Origin of the sequence: Maribacter sp. R86514 (assembly GCF_044597005.1) — a bacterium.
In the GTDB taxonomy this organism is placed as follows: domain Bacteria; phylum Bacteroidota; class Bacteroidia; order Flavobacteriales; family Flavobacteriaceae; genus Maribacter.
Window position 1 is genome coordinate 3,391,214 of sequence record NZ_CP138999.1, and the last position, 17,647, is coordinate 3,408,860.

The following is a 17,647-nucleotide window of genomic DNA, read 5'->3' on the forward strand; positions in this document are numbered from 1 at the left end:
GAATTGAAAGTAAATTAGTACAAAATTAATTTTTCTTCAACCAAAACAATTAAAAATGAAAAGATTTCTTGCAACACTTATTATTTTAGTTTTAGCTACACTAACCACCAATGCTCAAAATAATACGTTTGGATTATCCGGAGGATACTTGGGTGCATATGCTAGAGTAACTGAAGACAGCGGGAGTGCTTCAACGTCAGATTCTGGATTTTACCTTGGACTTTACTATAACTTAGGTCTGAATGAAAAAATCTTTTTTATGCCAGCTTTGGACTATGGCGCAATAAATGGAAATGGTTTTGGATTCTTATCACTTAGAGCAGGATATCGAATGACCGACAACTTTAATATTCAAGCTGGACCTCAAATATCTTATTTACTTCAAGATACAACACCAACAGATATTAATAAAGCTGGTATTGATTTGGGTTTAGGTTTGGGATATGAAATTACTAATCACTTCAACCTTCACGCAAGATATTCATTTGAATTATCTAATAGAGTCAAGGAGTTTAATCAAAATTCAGATTTAAAAGCCAGATTTAATTGGTTATTTATTGGTCTTGGCTATAGTTTCTAGCTTCTTGATAATATTCAAAGATATTTTAAATATCACTTCCATGAGTTAAAATTTAGCCTAACTAATTTAAAAGAGGTGCCTAATAAACACCTTTAAATCAAATATTTACTTGATTACTCTAATAATCAATGAAATTTCTATTGTCTAATTTAAAATAAAATGCCTATGAAATAACACCTCTCTTAAACGCGGATATCCGCATTATAAAAATTGAAAAAACAAATTTATGAAAAAAACTTATTTTATTGGGATTTTATTATTCTGCATAATATTATCCTGCAACAAAAATGAACCGGAAACTACCCTTCAAGAAGTTTACTCCTTTGAATTTAAAATAAATAAAGATTTTCTTGATTTTCCAACAAGAGATGATTACGAAAAGGCTTTAAATCGCTTAGGTCAGATGTCTACACAAGAACTAGAAGAATGGAGTAACACTGTAGGATTTAAATCGATGCAAATAACACTTACAGAGTCTGAGAGAGAAAGTCTCGGCATTTATGATGATTTACTAGCTACTTTAATTAATTCTAAAGGTCAAATTAAAATTGGTGATTATATTTTGAATCTTGACGCTATTGAAGAAAAGGTTTATGCTAATCAAATTGATAAAAACAATAGTGAGATTTTATCTTCTAAATCATCGAAAACTTTTAGTATTAATGATAATGTTCTAGATATTCTTGAAGGAAATGAAGAAGAAACTATTTCATTAAGGTCTAGTTACTGTGATAAAAGCAAAATTTCGTGGAATCTAGATTTTAATTCATTACCTAATAAAATTCACGCTAAGGTAGTCTATCAAAAAGCTGGATTTTTAAATTCTCTACAAAGTAAAATTGAAGAAGAGTTTTTCTCAGGAGACAGTAATTGGAGAATGTTTTTAAAAACCAACGGTACTAATAACTTCTGGATTAATAAGATAACAAATGGGAATATTGGTCCATATGAATCTACTATTTTTAATAAAGCGAATAAATCATATCGCCCTTACTATTCTAGTCGACGATTGAAAGATTACAACTTTTCCATAGAGTTCTGGGCTCAATCTGAGACTGATAATATTTTAAGAAAAAAAACAATAACTATTAACTGTAATTAAAAAAATTATGAGATTATATAAATATTTAATAATGAGTACAATGATTATTGGTCTTGCTGCCTCATGTGATAAAGAGGAATCAAAACCAATAACTGAAATGGATTATTCTGAAACTGTCATTCCTGAGATTATTGTGGAGGAAAATACTTTATCATTTGATAGCGAGGAGTCACTTAGGAACTTTATGCAAAACGAAGATGTAGAAGCAACCGATAATATTTTACAAACTTTGGCGGTTTCAGGTTTTTCTTCTTTAAGACCTATTTTTAATGATTTAGAGGGTCCGGAAGTAGAAAAGTTTTTAGTATCAAAATCATCAAAAATAAAAAATAAAGGAAGCTTATATTCTAGTAAGAATTCTGATGACGAAATTGACTTAGATGATGAACTTATATCTGATGAGAGATTCGCTAAAATTTTGAATGACGATCGCGAAATTTTTGTGGGAAAAAACTATTATGTTTACACAACTAAGGGTCTATTTTTTTGCAAAAAGTCTAAACGCAAGAAATTAAAAAGTTTATTGGAAACCTTGGAAAATAGTACTACCTCAAAATTAGAAGCTAGATATGACTTACCTGAATGTGAAAACATATATAAGGTCAGTAGTGAAGCTATGAATCTTAATTCACCTTCTGGAAGTATTATTGCTCTTGATGAAGACATTAATTTCTTCTCTTCTTGCGGAGGTGGAGGAGGGAGCACAGGTGGCGGAAGCACAGGTGGCGGTACTACAACTTCTACAACCGTACCTTTACTTGTACCTCAAAACTTTGGAAGTTGTTCATATACTGAAAACAGTATATTTCAACAAATATTTGGTAATACGGTTACGTGTAATGATTATCACGATAGTACTCATAGAATTCAAACCAAAGTTTGGAATGAGAATTGGTTATTATGGGCTTCAGTAGGTGCATCTGCTAAATATCAGAAAAAAAGATTGATTGGTTGGTCAGAATCATCAACTTCTGATGGAGTAAGGTTAGGAATTAATCACGCGATATACACTTATAATTCTTCAGTAAGTCCATATAATGCTGTAGATCCTAAAAGAGTGATTTTTAAATATAAGGGAGTTAATTACAATCAATATGGGAATGTAGTCACAAGTTATCCTATAAACTCCAGCGCGTGGCCATTTCCTCAAAATGAAACCTTAGGAGCAATTGAAATTTATATATTCGGTGATGATCAATATTTCCCATTAACTGGCAAAGAAGCAAATAAAACTATAAACGATCTTTTAAGTCAAGCAAGAGGTGCTATTAGAGGCTTATCAAATGATATGAATAACGATAAAGTAGGAGTCCAAATTGTTAAATTTCTACCAAGTTCTTTTAAAGTTACTCAAACAGATATACTTTTAAAAAATAGCTCTAAAGCAAAGAAAACTTTTGACTTTAATTTTTTACTCAGTTTTAATTCGGGTTCCTCTGGTGTTTTTCAAACAGTAGCAAATCAATTAAATGCTGAGAAATATGATAAAATTGAAATTGATATGTACGGTGCAGCTCTTAGAAATAATGTATGGAAAGGCAAAAAAATAAGAGGCAAAGTAGATTAATTCAATTTTAGGTGTTGTATTTTCAGAACTTTAAGATTATAAATAGTGAAATGAAAATACCTTTATGGTTTTAAATATATAAAGCAAAATGAGGGATTGGAAAACTCTCACTTTGCTTTATATTTATTATACCTTCCTATTAATTTCTTGACTCCATTTACCATGCCAGTGTGTGAACTAGTGGATAATTTCCATTTTGAATTATTATCAAATTGTGAATCTTGACTGTTTACTTCTGCATATACTTGGGAAGAAGAAATTAATTCCCCAACTTTTAAATTGTAAATCCAAATAAAAACAGATGCTTGATTACTAGTACTTAAATCTGAATTAGAAACGGCTATTGACCCAAGTCCTTCCGTAATTATATTTCCTTTTATGTTGATTAAGTATGTACATTCAGTTAGACTGTATAACTCATTTAACTCTTGTTTTGTAATTTCAAAATCAATTTTTGAAGGTATTAACTTATCAACTCTCAAATCGTTAATTTCAACTAAAGAGTCACCAAGTATCACTTCAAACTCTTCCTTTGAGCGTTGATATAATTCTTTATCAAATATTGTAGAATTTGACTTTGATTTATTCAGTAACCATTTTCCTTGAGAAAAATCTAAGTACTTACCAGTATCGAAATAATAAGTGTATTTTGGAGTATTGCAAGAAATTACTAAAAATAAAAATACAGAACATTTAAACAGGTTTTTCATGTAAATAAAATTTAGTGTATATGTTAGGGTGCAAGCTTTTTGTTGATGTATTAATTATGTTTAAACACAGGATGGTATTATTTGTCAAAGTATATTTTAAAATTTTTAGAAGTTGGTAAAACTGTTCAATTTACAATTTTTTCATTAGCATTATCCAATTTTTCATTTTCAAAACTCTTTAAATAAACTTCTGTAGTCCTCAAAGAATTATGTCCAAGACCTTCACTAATTAACTCAGTAGAAATACCTAAATATTTTGCGATTGTAGCCCAAGAATGTCTTATGGTATATGTTGTAAATTTTTCTTCGATACCTGCATCTGCTGCGATTATTTTTAAACGTTCATTCACACGGCGGCGTATAGATTTATATTTTTCGTAATGTTCTGTACTCCCGTCATAATTGATAGGAAATAAGTAATCTTCCGAATTTTTATTAATAATATAGTAGCTTATAATGTCTGATAGTTCAGACGTGATTTTTACTGAAAGTGGGTCACCGGTTTTACTTCTACCGTAATATAGTCTATCCCCGTTTATATTTTTTAATTTAAGTTTTACTAAATCGACAAGGTTCATTCCGCGACAATTAAACATTATCAAAATATAATTCTTGGCATGCCAAAGTATAGAGTCTTCGGGATACCTCAAATTCCTAATTTCTAAAAAATTATCCTTTGAGGTAGCTCTTTTTTTTGTGTTCTTGCTAGTTGGTATTCGATATTTTTTAAAAGGATTACTCAAAGGTTTGAATTCGTCTTCCTCAATGGCTTTATTATAGATGGCACGTATTCCGCGCATATATGAATTAATTGTGCCAGGCTTATTTCCTCTAGAAACAAATTCAACTTCATAATCTTTTAATATACTAACGGTAATTTCATCAAGTCGAATATCTTCGGATTTAATAAACTTTAAAAACCTGTTCATACAGCTCTGATACCATTCTGCCGTGGAAGGAGAATTCATTTTCCGCTTTCTTTCAATAATTTTATTTCCACATTCTACCAAACTAATGCTATTGTCAATTCGATGTCTTTCGGTTGTTTGAATCTGCTTGTCCCACGAATTTTTTATTTCTCTAACGAGTTGGCTAACATCAATTTTATTAATGTCGTCTCCAAAGTTTTTAATTTTCTTTTTGGCAAGATATAATTTGTCATGAATCTCATCTTCTATAGAATCATAGTCCTTAAACTGATTACAGATATCAGATTTTTTCAACCTACCATTTCTATCATCCCATCCATGTAGTGAAGTTGAATATCCAAGTGCAATGTATCTTGTCTTTTTATGATGAACACGCAATGCTATTGGATAACTTCCATCCTTTTTTTTTGAATTATTTCTAGTGTCTAATACTACTCTTGCGATAGCCATTTTTCGTTCTATTCTTCTATTAAGTTAGTCAAAAAATTGCACACTTTTTGCACACTTTTTCTTGGAATCAAACGAAATCAAATGATTTCAAATAAAATTAAAAATCATAAATAACTGAATATCAATAATATATACGCAATTTTATTTTTTAACTAATTGTAATTTCAAGACTGGCAGGCAAGAGGTCACCGGTTCGAATCCGGTATTCTCCACGCAAAGCTTCCATTTTGGAAGCTTTTTTATTTGTAGTCATTAGGCGATTATTGATCGTATTAAATTGATCAGATATTAAAAGAATAGAGCGTCCCGAAAGCTTTCGGGAAGGTCACCGGTTCGAATCCGGTATTCTCCACAAATTAGTTAAGCCTTCACGAAAGTGAAGGCTTTTTTATACTTCAGAGTAAGTTTCGTTATCATAGGAATAGCGTCCCGAAAGCTTTCGGGAAGGTCACTGGTTCGAATCAGGTATTCTCCAAGCAAAAGGCTTCTAAAATGTAAGTCTTTTTTATTTGATTATTTTTAGATATGTCATTTACTACATACATTATTTATAGTCAGACTTTAGACCGTTATTATATTGGGAGTACGGCAGATATTAATGATAGACTTATTCGACATAATAAGGGTAATGGATCAACATATACGAAAAAGGCTAAAGATTGGGAACTTAGTTGGAAACGTGAATTTGAAACTAGATCTGAAGCTTCTTCTTTAGAGCATTTAATTAAAAAGAAGAAAAGCCGAAAATATATTGAGTATTTAATTTCGATTGATAAGAAGGAATAAAGCGTCCCGAAGGCTTTCGGGAAGGTCACCGGTTCTCCAAACAAAAGGTTTCCAAAATGGAAGTCTTTTTTATTTTACAATACTTCAGAGATAATATCATAAATATAATTTCAGGGGATTACAAAAGAATAGAGTTTTTCTGTAATAAAATCCATTTACAAAACAATACTCTACACATATACTCTCACATTAAGCTATTTTACATTTTTTCAGCTATACAATATCAGGGTGATTAAAAAGTTATTAGTACATGATTATTGATGATATGTACAACCCACAAAAGAAAAATATTAACATGAAAAAAATTATTTTCATCTATCTATTTGTTGTTTGTTTATTTAGTTGCGCGACAGATGAAGCAGAAGAACAATTAAGCGCTATTAATATTCAAATAGACTTAAGTGAAGTAGAGGAGTACTCAAATGATTATGAGTATACAGACTTTATAGTTAAGGTATATAGTTCTAAAGAAGATTATTTCAATGAAGTAAACGCTGTTTTTTCCGGTAACATAGACGCTACGGGCAAAATATCAATTTCAGAAGAATTACAAGAAAAGAGTTACTATGTAGATATTTATACAGAAGATAAAGTATTAAGTAATTGGGAAGTAATAAATCTAGATTTAGACGCTTCTAATAGTATAAAGTTTTCTCCTACAGACACCAATGAGTCTTATTCTACGGTGAACATGACGGATCATAGAAGGTTTGTGGGTAATTGGTCTTTTTTATCCTATGAACAAATCAATAATGAAAATGAAGAAAGAACGGATAAACTGTTTTTGTCCATTAACAAAGAATATACGGCTACTTCATATGAAACGTATGACGGAGTAGCATATCAATTACACTTTAGACTACTTGGAAATGATTATTTGGAATTAGTAACTATACAACCTAGCCCAGATAATTACCCAGTGAACCAGAACAGTACACAAGATTTGGTAGTAGAGATAGAACAAGATGGATTATTATATTTTACAAATTACTCTGGTAATAAAGCGGTTTATGCTAGCAATTAGATAAATGGTTTTTAAAAATATATTAAAAAAGGCTCCCAGTTTTGGGAGCCTTTTTAGTTGGTTATTTGGTAAACTATTTATTATTTACTGTATGCATTTCGTTATTTTTATTAAAATCATAAACGAAAATGAATAAACTTAAACCGACCAATGGTTAAAGTGCTATTCTAAATCAATCCCATCCAGAAAGACCGATTATTTCTCCGTTTGGTCCTACAAAAAAAGTGTATTTGTCACGAGCATAGTTTTCATTTTCCAATTCGTAACCTTCTTTTTTCAATTTATCACCAATGGGGCCAATATCATTGACCTTTAGCATAAAGTGGTTATGGTTAGTGTTTCCTATTGGCCCTATGGTATCAATAAATTCAGGTGCGGTAAGTGATAGTCCTATGGTTAGGTCATCTGCCTTTAATTTCATTACCAACATACCTTCAAGTCCGGGTCCGTGAAGTACTTCGGCATCAGCCATTTTAAAACCAAGTATTTCACGATAAAGTTTTAAGGTTTTCTCAAGTTCCAGTACATGTACACTAAGGTACTTTAAACCTGTAACCCTTGCCTTCTCAGAATTTACATTTTCAATTTCATTTGGCAATGAATTGGATGTTTGCGCAAAACCAAAATTTAAGCTTGTTAAAGCAAAAACAAGAAGAAAGCTCGTTTTCCAGATTAGACGTTGAAAATTGTGGTTTTTTGTGCTGTGGTTATGCTTAAGTTTCATAATAAAAATCGTTTTGTTAAAACTATGATATTAAGCGATAACCTTAGGCTCAAAATAGCTTAACAAAAACTGAACATTGATAATCCCTATTACTGTTGTTCATTGCCATTTTGCTGAGAGCTTCAATAAAAACTGAACAATGAAGTTTTGCTTGTTCAATCTTATCTTTTGATAAATATTTCTTTGTAAAATTACAATACTCACATGCTTTGAAAGATTCATTAAACCCATTGTTTAAGTGTAACACGTTCACATTTTCAATTGGTAATCTTCAAGGCGAACAACTATAATCAACAACAATTTATATGAAAAAATGTACACTTTATTTACCCCTGTTCTTTCTTGTGATTTCTTGTTCTCAGGTAAAAAAAGAGGAGCAAAAAAATCAGGAAGAAACAGTAGAGTGGGAAGAGCTGATAAATCAAAACCTAACCCAATGGGATACTTATCTAAGCTATCAGCACCAGCCAGGTTACGATGGCTCTGTACCACTAGACGAAAACGGAGAAGAAATTGCACCTATTGGTCTTAACAATAGTGATTATACCGTTTTTTCAACCATACAAGATGGAGAAGATACTATTATAAAAAACACGGGAGAATATTACGGATGTCTTATAACAAAAAATGAATATAAGAATTACCATTTTCAGTTAAAGTACAAATGGGGAGACAAAACGTATGCTTACCGTAAGGAATTATTAAAAGATTCAGGTATACTATACCATTCAGTAGGCCCAATGGCCGTTGAGTACTGGCGCTCTTGGATACTTTCTCAAGAATTTCAGATTATGGAAGGGCATACCGGAGATTTTTGGAGCCAAGCTAATTCTTTAATAGATATCAAGGCATACAAACCAGAATCTGTTCTAGATCCGCTTGCGCATGAATCGCAAGAGTTTTTACCGATTGGCATGGGTAGTCCATACAACAATTATTGTTTGCGTAGCGGTAATTATGAAAAACCAGATGATGAATGGAATACCCTTGAATTAGTTTGCTATGAGGGTAAAAGCTTGCATATCGTGAACGGTGAGGTGGTAATGATACTTAAAGATTCAAGGTATGTTGATGAAAGCGGTAAGGAAATACCACTTATTCAAGGAAAGATCCAATTACAAAGCGAAGCTGCAGAGGTATTTTTCAAGGACATAAAAATAAGGCAGATAGATTCGCTAACACAACAGCAAAAATCACTTTTTAAATCAGTTTAACATATAAAACTAGCGTCATATGAAATTTAAGGTATATCTAATTTTAAGTATTGTCAGTGCATTTGTGGCTTGTTCGTCAAATTCTGGTGATGATGAAGAAACGGAAAAAGACCCAGAAAATCTAGAACAAGTAGATGATAAGGATGAGGACATGGAAGATGCGATCGAGCCATTTGAACTTGCTGATTTAGACCCAAATCTACCCTCTTTTGTTTCTGTGGTAGACGAAACTCCAGAAGATATGGAATGGGTAAAGGTCGAAGCAATGTCTGATGAGTTCGACAAATGGAACGACGAAAAGTGGTTTAATTCTTTTTGGAATTACGGTAATACTCCAGTTTCAATGCGCAGTGAAAACTCTAGCGTTGTAGATGGTAAACTTAATATACAGGCTACATTAGATGAAAATAGTTCTCAATGGTTTCAAACGGCAAGAGTACATTCTAAGACCAAAATAAGTTACCCAATGTATACAGAATGTAGTATGAAAACTTCTAGCATTTCTGCGTTCAATACATTTTGGTTGAACAATGGCGATATAAATGATAGAGATGAGATCGATATTGTTGAAAGCAATGCCAACCCAACGGAAGAATGTAGTGATCAGACAACCAAGCCCAGTAATTACCCTTGGACACCGTGGGATTTTTCTACCCAAATGAACTCTCAGTTCTTTATTGCAAAGGGAGGGGTAACTGAAAGGCATGAAGATAATTTTGATACCAGAATGCTGTCGGATGCAAACCCTAACAAGGGAAAGACTTGGGATGAAACGTACCACATAGTCGGTGCTTGGTGGAAAGATGAAAGAACGGTTCAATTTTATTTAAATGGAGAACCTGCAGAGTCACCACAAACCAAGATTTTACGAGAGAGTTAGAGTTGATATTTGATTTATGGACATCAGAAGAGTGTTATTTAGGAGGATTACCACAAAAGGAAGAGCTAAATGATGACTCTAAAAATACGATGCGTGTAGATTGGATACGTACTTGGAAACTAGAATCAAATATCAACTCTAACTCTCTCGTAAAGACTAGGTAATAAGGAAGCAGTTTGTTAGTTTAAAATGGAACAGGGGCATGGTTAATACTGTGCCTTTTCCTATTTGATCCCTTTTTCAAGCAGGTTGGGTCAACACCCTTCGGTATTGGTGTTAATTTATATAGTTAGTAGGATTAAAGGTTACTTCAGCTATGTTCCAAAGCTATTTCTTACACAGTAAAACCGTATTGCATACTGCATGTAGAATATACGTAGCTACTGAATAACTCCTTAAAAAACATAGTAAGCTATAGGGTGCTACTAGTTAGTGCTATCCAATTTTGGGTGATAATCATAAGATTTATTTTTCATATAATCTTTTACCATCTGGTATTCTTTCAAAACTCTGTTGCCTTCTCTAATTACAAGTCACACTCAAAACGTACAAAATGATAATTAGGGTACAATTCGTGGCTAATTCCCCAAGTAATGCCTTTTCCTGGGGTGGTGTTTATATTGGTAATACGCTTTACTCATAAATTCCACTTATCAAAAAGAACAGCATCTACATGTAGCGTACTGTCCTAATCTAAACAAACTCAACTATTGTTTTATTCTCCTTTAGCCCTATGTTGGGTCTTTCTTTCAGAGGTAAAGCTCATAATACTTTGGTAATCCCAGCTATTGTACATGTGCGATAATCCCCAACGCAATATTTCCGTTGGTTCCTTTTCGGTATCGGCACTTCTGTTTAATCCAATGGCATGTGCGCTAACGCCTGGTATAACAGACATAATTTCAAAATTAATACCGTCTGCAGCCCATTGAATGGTGTTCTTTTCTGGACCATCGGTCGTAATCAAGGCAGCAACCCCGCCATTATATGGCCAAACACAAATTTCGTGACCACTATTGCTAATAGGGTTGTATGGAGTTTTAACGTACGGTCCTTCAGGTTTATCGGCAATGGCAAGACCATGTCTTATCTGTCTTCCACCAAACGTAATTTCCTCACCCATTTGCTCGCCTTTATAATACAGGTAAAACTTGCCATTTAGGGGGATGATACAAGGGTCGTGTACCTTGTGACTATCAAAGTCACCTTTTCGCTCAACGGCAAATCTGTCTTGTTTTTCACCTTTCCAAATACCATTGTCAGCAGGGCTAAGTATAGGCTCCTTACTTTTAGTCCAAGGACCATCAGGAGAATTTGACCAGGCTAAACCAATTTGGTTTTTAACGCGTACGGTGTATGGAGATTTTACCGTTTGGTAGCTTAAGTAATATTTATCTTCATGCTTCATGATTTCAACTGTAAAAACAGATCTGTCATCATAAGCTCCGGCTTTGCCTCTAGCAACGGCCAGGCCTTCTTCTTTCCAAGTTTCACCATCTTCTGAAGTAGCGTACCAAATGTCGCAACGGTCCCACGGAAATACCTTGTCATTCTCAACATCTCCTCCAAATCCTTGTGTAGGGCCCGTACTTTTTGAGTACCATACGTAGTATTTTCCATTTTCCTTGATTACGGCACTAGGATCTCTACGTACAACACCTTCTTCGTATGCTAGATCTCCTTTTAATGGTTGTAAGTTAGAAAACTGAATAAACCATTCGTTTCCTAAGTCTACACGCCATTTTAAAGCTCTTTTAGAAGCGGCACTTAAGTGGTTGATATCGGTTATTCCCAAATGGTCTATTTGTTCTTGTGTTACACCTAAAGAGTCTAATGTACTTTGGTCATAGGTTACGCCCTGGGCAATACCTTGGTAGGTAAGCACGACAATAAAAAGAAAGGTATATAAGATTGTTTTTGTTTTTGACATCATTTTATTTCTGGTTATTTGATTTGTTAGGTTGTACATCATAGATGATATGTTATATGTTTTGGTGCTTTATTAAGATTTTAATGCAATTCTATTTTACTGATATGACTTGAACAGCATATGAGATCATATCTTTTGATTTCGTTTTTCATATCTGTATGCAATTGTAATAATTTACAATCTTGAACGATTAAATATTGATTTAATAAATATGTCGCCTTTATATTGACAAATATTGGCTATATGTGTTTAAAATATGCTATTTACTAATGAATAAAAACTGAACATACCTAAAAATCGAGCCATTTTAGATGTATTAAAGCTGAGCAAATACTATATTGAAATTAACAGGTACACGTTCTTGTATGTTCAGTCATAATTTTAAAGTGTTTAGTCTGTTTAAATCTTTCAGTTAATTTTTTTTCATGTTATGAATAGACGTTCAAAGTGTCAATTATTGGTAAATGTTATTGCGTTGCTTTTCTGTTTATGCCTTAGGTCTCAAGAGCCTTATGGCACAAATAAATACATTGAAAAAGCCAACGAACTCACTGCAAAAAATTTAGATAGCGCTATCTATCATTTAAAAAAGGGGATTGATCATTATTCAATTGAGAAGGATACCGTTAATTTAATTAATAGTCTTTGTCAGTTGTCTGGAATATATGATAATGTACTAGACTACGGCAAGTCTTATGATGGATATTGGGAGGCATTGATTTTGGCAGACCTTTCAAATGACGATATTTCTAAATCGCGTATTTATCAAGAACTGGGCTGGTTGTATACCGCCTACCGAAAGGAAGAAGAATCGTTACGCTACTTTAACATGGCGTTAGCACTAAAAAAGAAGCTTTTAGAAGAAAAAAAGATAAGTAGGGATTATGTAGTGAGCAACTATTTTGCCATTGTCAACTGTTATAGGGTAAACCAAAATTTTGTTATGGCAAAAACGTATCTAGATAGTTGTGAGCTGTCCTTGAAAAAGATAAATCCTAATAAAAAATCGTATTATGTCGAGTCAGAAAAAGGGTACTTTGATGCATTAGCAGGAAATTATGAAGAGGCCTTAAGCAAACTGAACGAGACAAAACTTTTCTTTGAAAATGAAAACCCTTCATACCTTTCAATTATTCATTTCTTAATAGCGGAGGTGTATAGGTTCAAAGGCGATTCTGAACAGGCAATAGAATACTATAAGTCATCGCTTAGATTTTCAGAAATGTATAATAAGCACTTGGGCTACAAACTGTTCAATTATGAAGTTTTATCTGAGTTGTATTATAATCAAAACAACTACAAAGAAGCATTTTTTTACAAGGATAAAGCCCAAGAACTAAACGAAAACATTTTTGGTAGAAGAAGTAAAAACCACAAGCATTTATTTGAAATAAAAGATAGGTTCAGGCTTCAGAAAGAAAAGGAAAAAGCCCTGCTGAAAGAGGTGCGTATAGAGAAGCTGGAAGATCAAAAAAGGATAGGTTTTTTACAAAACATCTTAATGGGTGTCGTAGTCATATTTATGTTCTTGTACGGCATATTGTTTTTTAGAAATTTAAGAAGAAAGCACAAATTGGAAAAACAAAAGACCAATGAAGTAATGATGCTAAAGAATCGAGAGCTAACTTCCTCTGCCTTACAGCTGATCGAAAAAGAAGAATTTATTACCAAATTAAAGCAAAACATCTCTAAAGGAGATGCAATAGATACAAAAGCGATACATAATATGTTGAAAGGCTTTCAAAATACCCCAGGAGGTAACTGGAAAGAATTTGAGGCGCGTTTTACTTCTATAAACCAAAGCTTTTATGAAAAAATAAGAGCTAAATATCCAAATTTAGGTCAAACCGATTTAAAACTTTGTGCTTTAGTTAAATTAGGGTTTTCAAGTAAAGAGATGTCATCGTTATTGGGTATTACTATAGAAAGCGTACATACCTCAAGATACAGGTTGCGAAAGAAATTGAAATTGGAAAAAGGAGAAAACCTTATAGATTTTATGGCCACCATTTAATCTCTTTTTAACTGCTACTTTTTTGGGTGATATTTTAATATAGGTAATGCTTTTCAAGCAAATTTCCATATTATGGTAGAGTTGTATTTATCGATTTTAAAATCGGTATGTATTAACTCTGGCATTGATAAAGGTTCTAAGAAATCGTTACTCACCTAAAAATAGAGCGATATATAATAGATGCTATCACATTATACTCTTTTAAGTTTTAGGATAAAGCATTTGATAATTACATTATAGGCTTTATGAGTAAGGCTTTTTTTCTTGCGGAAAAGATCTGGATAGTATTTAGTTATCGATAGGTTTGTTTTATGGCATAAAAAAAGGGGCAGCCTAAAATAGGCTGCCCCTTGTCATATTAATTACACCTAATATGGCGCAACATTGTATTTATGGTCTAACAGGAACTTCTGCTAAGAAAAAGTCATCTAAGTAGAAGACAAGGTTGTTATCGTGAAATTCGTTATAACCTCTAATGAACCAAGAGATATCACGACCAGCTCCTGCTGTGAATATTTGCTTTTGGTATATCCACTTGCCTGTAGGCATGTCAGAAGTAAATGTTGTTGGTATTAAACCTGGCCCGCCCCAGTCATCTGCATAAAGTTGAATATCTGCAGATTGTGTTCCGGTCGGTAGATTAGATATATCACTTTCAATGTATAGCCAGTAGCCAAATTCGTATGTTTTACCAGTTTCTATGGTAAAAGTAATTGGGTTTCCACCAGACTCAGGTCTAATGATCATACCACCATTAGGTCTTAAGTTCACCTTAAGGCTTTGCGATCCGGTATGGGTATTCAATAAGTCCATACTTATATCAAATCCATCCCAAGGCGCTCCCCATCCTTGATAAACATAATTACTAACATTTGTAGTTTCAAAACCGTAATCATAAGAAGAAGTAGTATAAAGGTTGTCAAGTGCGTCAAATTCTGTTAATAACGCATCTGTAAAAGCTTCAGACTCTACTTCATCAACTGTTCTTAAAGCTCCTGGGGTATAACTTACATAAACTTGATCGTCATTATAAAGCTGTTCACCATCAAGTTCTAAAATAACAATAGTAGCTTCATCTTTATCTAAGGTTGCAGAAACAACGGTAGGATTAAGTACTATAGGATTCATTTCATCTCTATTGTTTTCTATTCTAACAGTAAAATCATCGGAATTGATAGAGGTACCATCTATTTCTCTACTAAATTCTAGGATAACCTTATCGGTTCTTTCCGCTACTCTGTCTAAAGTAACAGGCGCAGTAGAAGGAATCACTTTAATTACCTTCTCAAAAGAAAGAGTGTCTGCATCCGTTGGTCTAAACCTAGAAGCAATATATTCAATATCCCAAGATCCCAATCTATTGAATCTCATATCTACTTCAGAATCGTCGCTAATAGTAACAGCGTTTGGCTTACCACCTACAGAATTCCAAGTTACACTTTGCGGCTCTCCAATAGCCGTATAAGATAAACGAATGGAGTTACTGGCCTCCAATTCGTTTTCGGCACCGTCTGCCAAGTTGATTTCAGCACCGGTAGTACCATCAGGGTTTATTCTAAAAGCCTTAAGTACCGATTGTATAGAGTCAATAACCGTTACTACAATGGTAGTATCCAACTGTCTAGAGTCAATAGGTTCTGTACTATCATCATTAGGGTATACATTACCCTTAAATGTTTGGTTTAGCACCACATCGTAAACTCCTGCTTTATTGAATATCGCCTTAACGACTTTTTCAGATGAGGTTGTTCCGCTTCCCCCAACAATACGAGCATTGCTAGGTAAGGTCCATGTTCTAGATTCTACACCACGTGAAATATCTCCAAAATCAATGTCTCCACCAACAATTACCTTGTTTTCAAAGTCCATTTCAGAGGTAACGATAATTCGGTGGTTAGGGTCATTTAAATTTAGTTCTTCTTGCTTTTCGCAACTTACTAGAAGTAAGGTGAAAACAAAAAGTATACTTAAAAACTTACATTTTTTCATATCTAGTAATTTTAGTTGTTAAAGTTTGGATTGTTTAATACCTCTGCTGAAGGAATAGGGAAATAGTTGTGCTCTTCAGGTTTGTAGTTTTGAGATGATTGACTAAAATCTGGTCTCACCCTTCCTGATATAAATAATGGTGCTACACCTTGCCCTGTAATATCTAGGTTTTCTTCTCTCCAAATTTCATCGGCACGTAAATCATCAAAAACTTCTTTTACGATACCCCAACGCACTAAATCTTTATAACGATGTCCTTCAAAGCATAACTCGATAGCTCTTTCCACACGTTGAATATGTGTTAAAACAGTTTGCGCGTTAGCGGTAACCATTGGTTGATCGCCATTTACCTGTTTACTAACATGAAGCTGTGGAAACATACCACCGTTCATGTCCATATATTGCTGTAATGTAACAACACCTGCTCTACTTCTCACCATATCAACGTATCTAATAGCTGTTGCAAAATCACCGTCAGCATTGATTACTGCTTCTGCATACATTAATAAAACATCTGCATAACGAATGTGTCTAAAGTTGATACCGCTACGTCCACGTACCGGTTCTCCGTCCATATGATACCAGTTAGAGTGTTTTTTAACGTACGCACTTTGTCCACCGCCCCAGGTTGCTTTTGCTTCGGAAAAAGGCGCTAGGTACCAATCTCCTTCACCGTTTCTTGGAGCGATGGTATAGTTCATTCTACGAGACTCTAGGTTGCCGTCATTGATGGAATTATCAGGATCAACTTCATCGTTTACCAACATTTCATGAAGGTTGTACGAAGCCAATACGGTATTAAAAGCACCATATTGAATATGACCGACTTCTGTACTTAGTGTGGTAGATTCTGCACCTGCTCCACCGGTAGAAGTATCGTCTTCTGCAAAACCACTATTTCCTGGGTTTAAATCAAAAGAATAGTTGACCTCAAAAATAGATTCTTCGTTGAACTCATTGAAATGCGTAAAGTTATCTTCGATGTTTCTGGTTAAACTATATATACCAGAATCTATGACTTCTTTGAACAAACTAGCAGCTTGCGGCCATTGTTCATCATAAAGATATACTTTACCTAAAAGTGAAGTGGCAGCGCCCCAAGTAGCTCTACCTGCCGCGGCACTTTCCCAGGTTCCAGGTAAATTGCTCATTGCAAATTCCAAATCTGGAATAATAATTTGTGCGTTTACATCAGCCGTAGAAGATAGTTCTTTACTTAACTCTTCTAGAGATTGTGCCACCTCATCATGTATCATTGCACCACCATAGGTGTGTACAAGCTGAAAGTAAAAGAATGCTCTTAAAAAGCGGGCTTGAGCTTCTATTTCAGTTTTAGTTGACTCATCTAAAATGTCTTCGTCAACTGTTTTTAACTGAGTAAGTATCGTATTGGCTCTAAAAACACCAACATATAGCTCTTGCCACTTTTCCGATAAGTGATTTTGACCATTTGTATAGGTTAAATTTCTAAACGGAAACGGTCTATACCAAGGTTCTGTACCAGCTAAATCTGACATTACAAATTCCTGTACCAATTCAGAGCCACTAACAGAACGGTATTGCAACGCACCATATACTGATGTAAGTGCAGAGTTAAAATGGCTCTCTGATTTCCAAAAGCTAGCTTCTGTAAGAGCATTTGGATTTGGTTCGTCTAAAAATGTGTTTTCGTTACAACTAACGCCGACTAGCGTAAGAAGAACAAAACTTTTTACAATTATTTTTTTTATTGATTTCATAGTCTTTTT

15 protein-coding genes are annotated in these 17,647 nt (G+C 33.7%); 9 read left to right on the forward strand and 6 right to left on the reverse strand.

Translation table 11 applies throughout. The features are described 5' to 3' along the window. Nucleotides 1–55 precede the first annotated feature (55 nt). The 3 genes from SJY30_RS14855 to SJY30_RS14865 all read left to right on the forward strand — a co-directional run bounded on the left by SJY30_RS14855 (nucleotide 56) and on the right by SJY30_RS14865 (nucleotide 3,249). Nucleotides 56–580: an outer membrane beta-barrel protein gene (locus tag SJY30_RS14855; protein ID WP_396632918.1), complete on the forward strand. Its 525-nt coding sequence runs from the start codon at nucleotides 56–58 to the stop codon at nucleotides 578–580. 226 nt (nucleotides 581–806) lie between these two features. Further along, nucleotides 807–1,682 (forward strand): hypothetical protein, encoded by an 876-nt coding sequence (locus tag SJY30_RS14860; protein ID WP_396632919.1) that lies wholly within the window; start codon nucleotides 807–809, stop codon nucleotides 1,680–1,682. Between the two features lie 31 nt (nucleotides 1,683–1,713). Further along, nucleotides 1,714–3,249, forward strand: coding sequence for a hypothetical protein (locus SJY30_RS14865; protein ID WP_396632920.1), 1,536 nt, complete (start codon nucleotides 1,714–1,716; stop codon nucleotides 3,247–3,249). Between the two features lie 107 nt (nucleotides 3,250–3,356). Here the strand turns inward: SJY30_RS14865 and SJY30_RS14870 are convergent, their stop codons facing one another. Together SJY30_RS14870 and SJY30_RS14875 are read right to left on the reverse strand one after the other, a co-directional pair. Beyond that, nucleotides 3,357–3,959 (reverse strand): hypothetical protein, encoded by a 603-nt coding sequence (locus SJY30_RS14870; protein WP_396632921.1) that lies wholly within the window; start codon nucleotides 3,957–3,959, stop codon nucleotides 3,357–3,359. A 125-nt stretch (nucleotides 3,960–4,084) separates the two neighbouring features. Next, entirely contained in the window at nucleotides 4,085–5,338 is a 1,254-nt protein-coding gene (locus SJY30_RS14875; protein WP_396632922.1) for a phage integrase SAM-like domain-containing protein, read from the reverse strand. Between the two features lie 525 nt (nucleotides 5,339–5,863). On the opposite strand from SJY30_RS14875, the gene SJY30_RS14880 reads away from it, so the two are divergent. After that, the gene (locus SJY30_RS14880) at nucleotides 5,864–6,124 is read left to right on the forward strand and encodes a GIY-YIG nuclease family protein (RefSeq protein ID WP_396632923.1); all 261 of its coding nucleotides are present in this window, start codon (nucleotides 5,864–5,866) and stop codon (nucleotides 6,122–6,124) included. 295 nt (nucleotides 6,125–6,419) lie between these two features. Next, nucleotides 6,420–7,148, forward strand: a complete 729-nt coding sequence (locus tag SJY30_RS14885; RefSeq protein ID WP_396632924.1) for a hypothetical protein — start codon at nucleotides 6,420–6,422, stop codon at nucleotides 7,146–7,148. Nucleotides 7,149–7,320: 172 nt separating this feature from the next. Here SJY30_RS14885 and SJY30_RS14890 read toward each other — a convergent pair whose 3' ends face one another. Next, nucleotides 7,321–7,872, reverse strand: coding sequence for a VOC family protein (locus SJY30_RS14890; protein ID WP_396632925.1), 552 nt, complete (start codon nucleotides 7,870–7,872; stop codon nucleotides 7,321–7,323). A gap of 305 nt (nucleotides 7,873–8,177) precedes the next feature. Here SJY30_RS14890 and SJY30_RS14895 point away from each other — a divergent pair, with 305 nt between their 5' ends. From SJY30_RS14895 to SJY30_RS14905, 3 genes are read left to right on the forward strand one after another with little or no spacing between them, the layout of a single operon-like run. Then, the gene (locus SJY30_RS14895) at nucleotides 8,178–9,086 is read left to right on the forward strand and encodes a DUF1080 domain-containing protein (RefSeq protein WP_396632926.1); all 909 of its coding nucleotides are present in this window, start codon (nucleotides 8,178–8,180) and stop codon (nucleotides 9,084–9,086) included. Between the two features lie 19 nt (nucleotides 9,087–9,105). After that, nucleotides 9,106–9,966 carry a beta-agarase gene (locus SJY30_RS14900; RefSeq protein ID WP_396632927.1) on the forward strand — a complete coding sequence of 287 codons (861 nt, stop codon included), beginning with the start codon at nucleotides 9,106–9,108 and terminating at the stop codon, nucleotides 9,964–9,966. 2 nt (nucleotides 9,967–9,968) lie between these two features. Continuing rightward, complete coding sequence (locus SJY30_RS14905; RefSeq protein WP_396632928.1) at nucleotides 9,969–10,130, forward strand: hypothetical protein; 162 nt, start codon at nucleotides 9,969–9,971, stop codon at nucleotides 10,128–10,130. Nucleotides 10,131–10,681: 551 nt separating this feature from the next. Here SJY30_RS14905 and SJY30_RS14910 read toward each other — a convergent pair. After that, on the reverse strand, nucleotides 10,682–11,938 hold the full coding sequence (locus tag SJY30_RS14910; RefSeq protein ID WP_396632929.1) for a glycoside hydrolase family 117 protein: 1,257 nt from the start codon (nucleotides 11,936–11,938) through the stop codon (nucleotides 10,682–10,684). Nucleotides 11,939–12,326: 388 nt separating this feature from the next. Here SJY30_RS14910 and SJY30_RS14915 point away from each other — a divergent pair, with 388 nt between their 5' ends. After that, nucleotides 12,327–13,910, forward strand: coding sequence for a hypothetical protein (locus tag SJY30_RS14915; protein ID WP_396632930.1), 1,584 nt, complete (start codon nucleotides 12,327–12,329; stop codon nucleotides 13,908–13,910). Between the two features lie 390 nt (nucleotides 13,911–14,300). Here SJY30_RS14915 and SJY30_RS14920 read toward each other — a convergent pair whose 3' ends face one another. Beyond that, nucleotides 14,301–15,899, reverse strand: coding sequence for a hypothetical protein (locus tag SJY30_RS14920; RefSeq protein WP_396632931.1), 1,599 nt, complete (start codon nucleotides 15,897–15,899; stop codon nucleotides 14,301–14,303). A gap of 11 nt (nucleotides 15,900–15,910) precedes the next feature. Beyond that, the gene (locus tag SJY30_RS14925) at nucleotides 15,911–17,638 is read right to left on the reverse strand and encodes a RagB/SusD family nutrient uptake outer membrane protein (RefSeq protein WP_396632932.1); all 1,728 of its coding nucleotides are present in this window, start codon (nucleotides 17,636–17,638) and stop codon (nucleotides 15,911–15,913) included. Nucleotides 17,639–17,647: the final 9 nt, after the last annotated feature.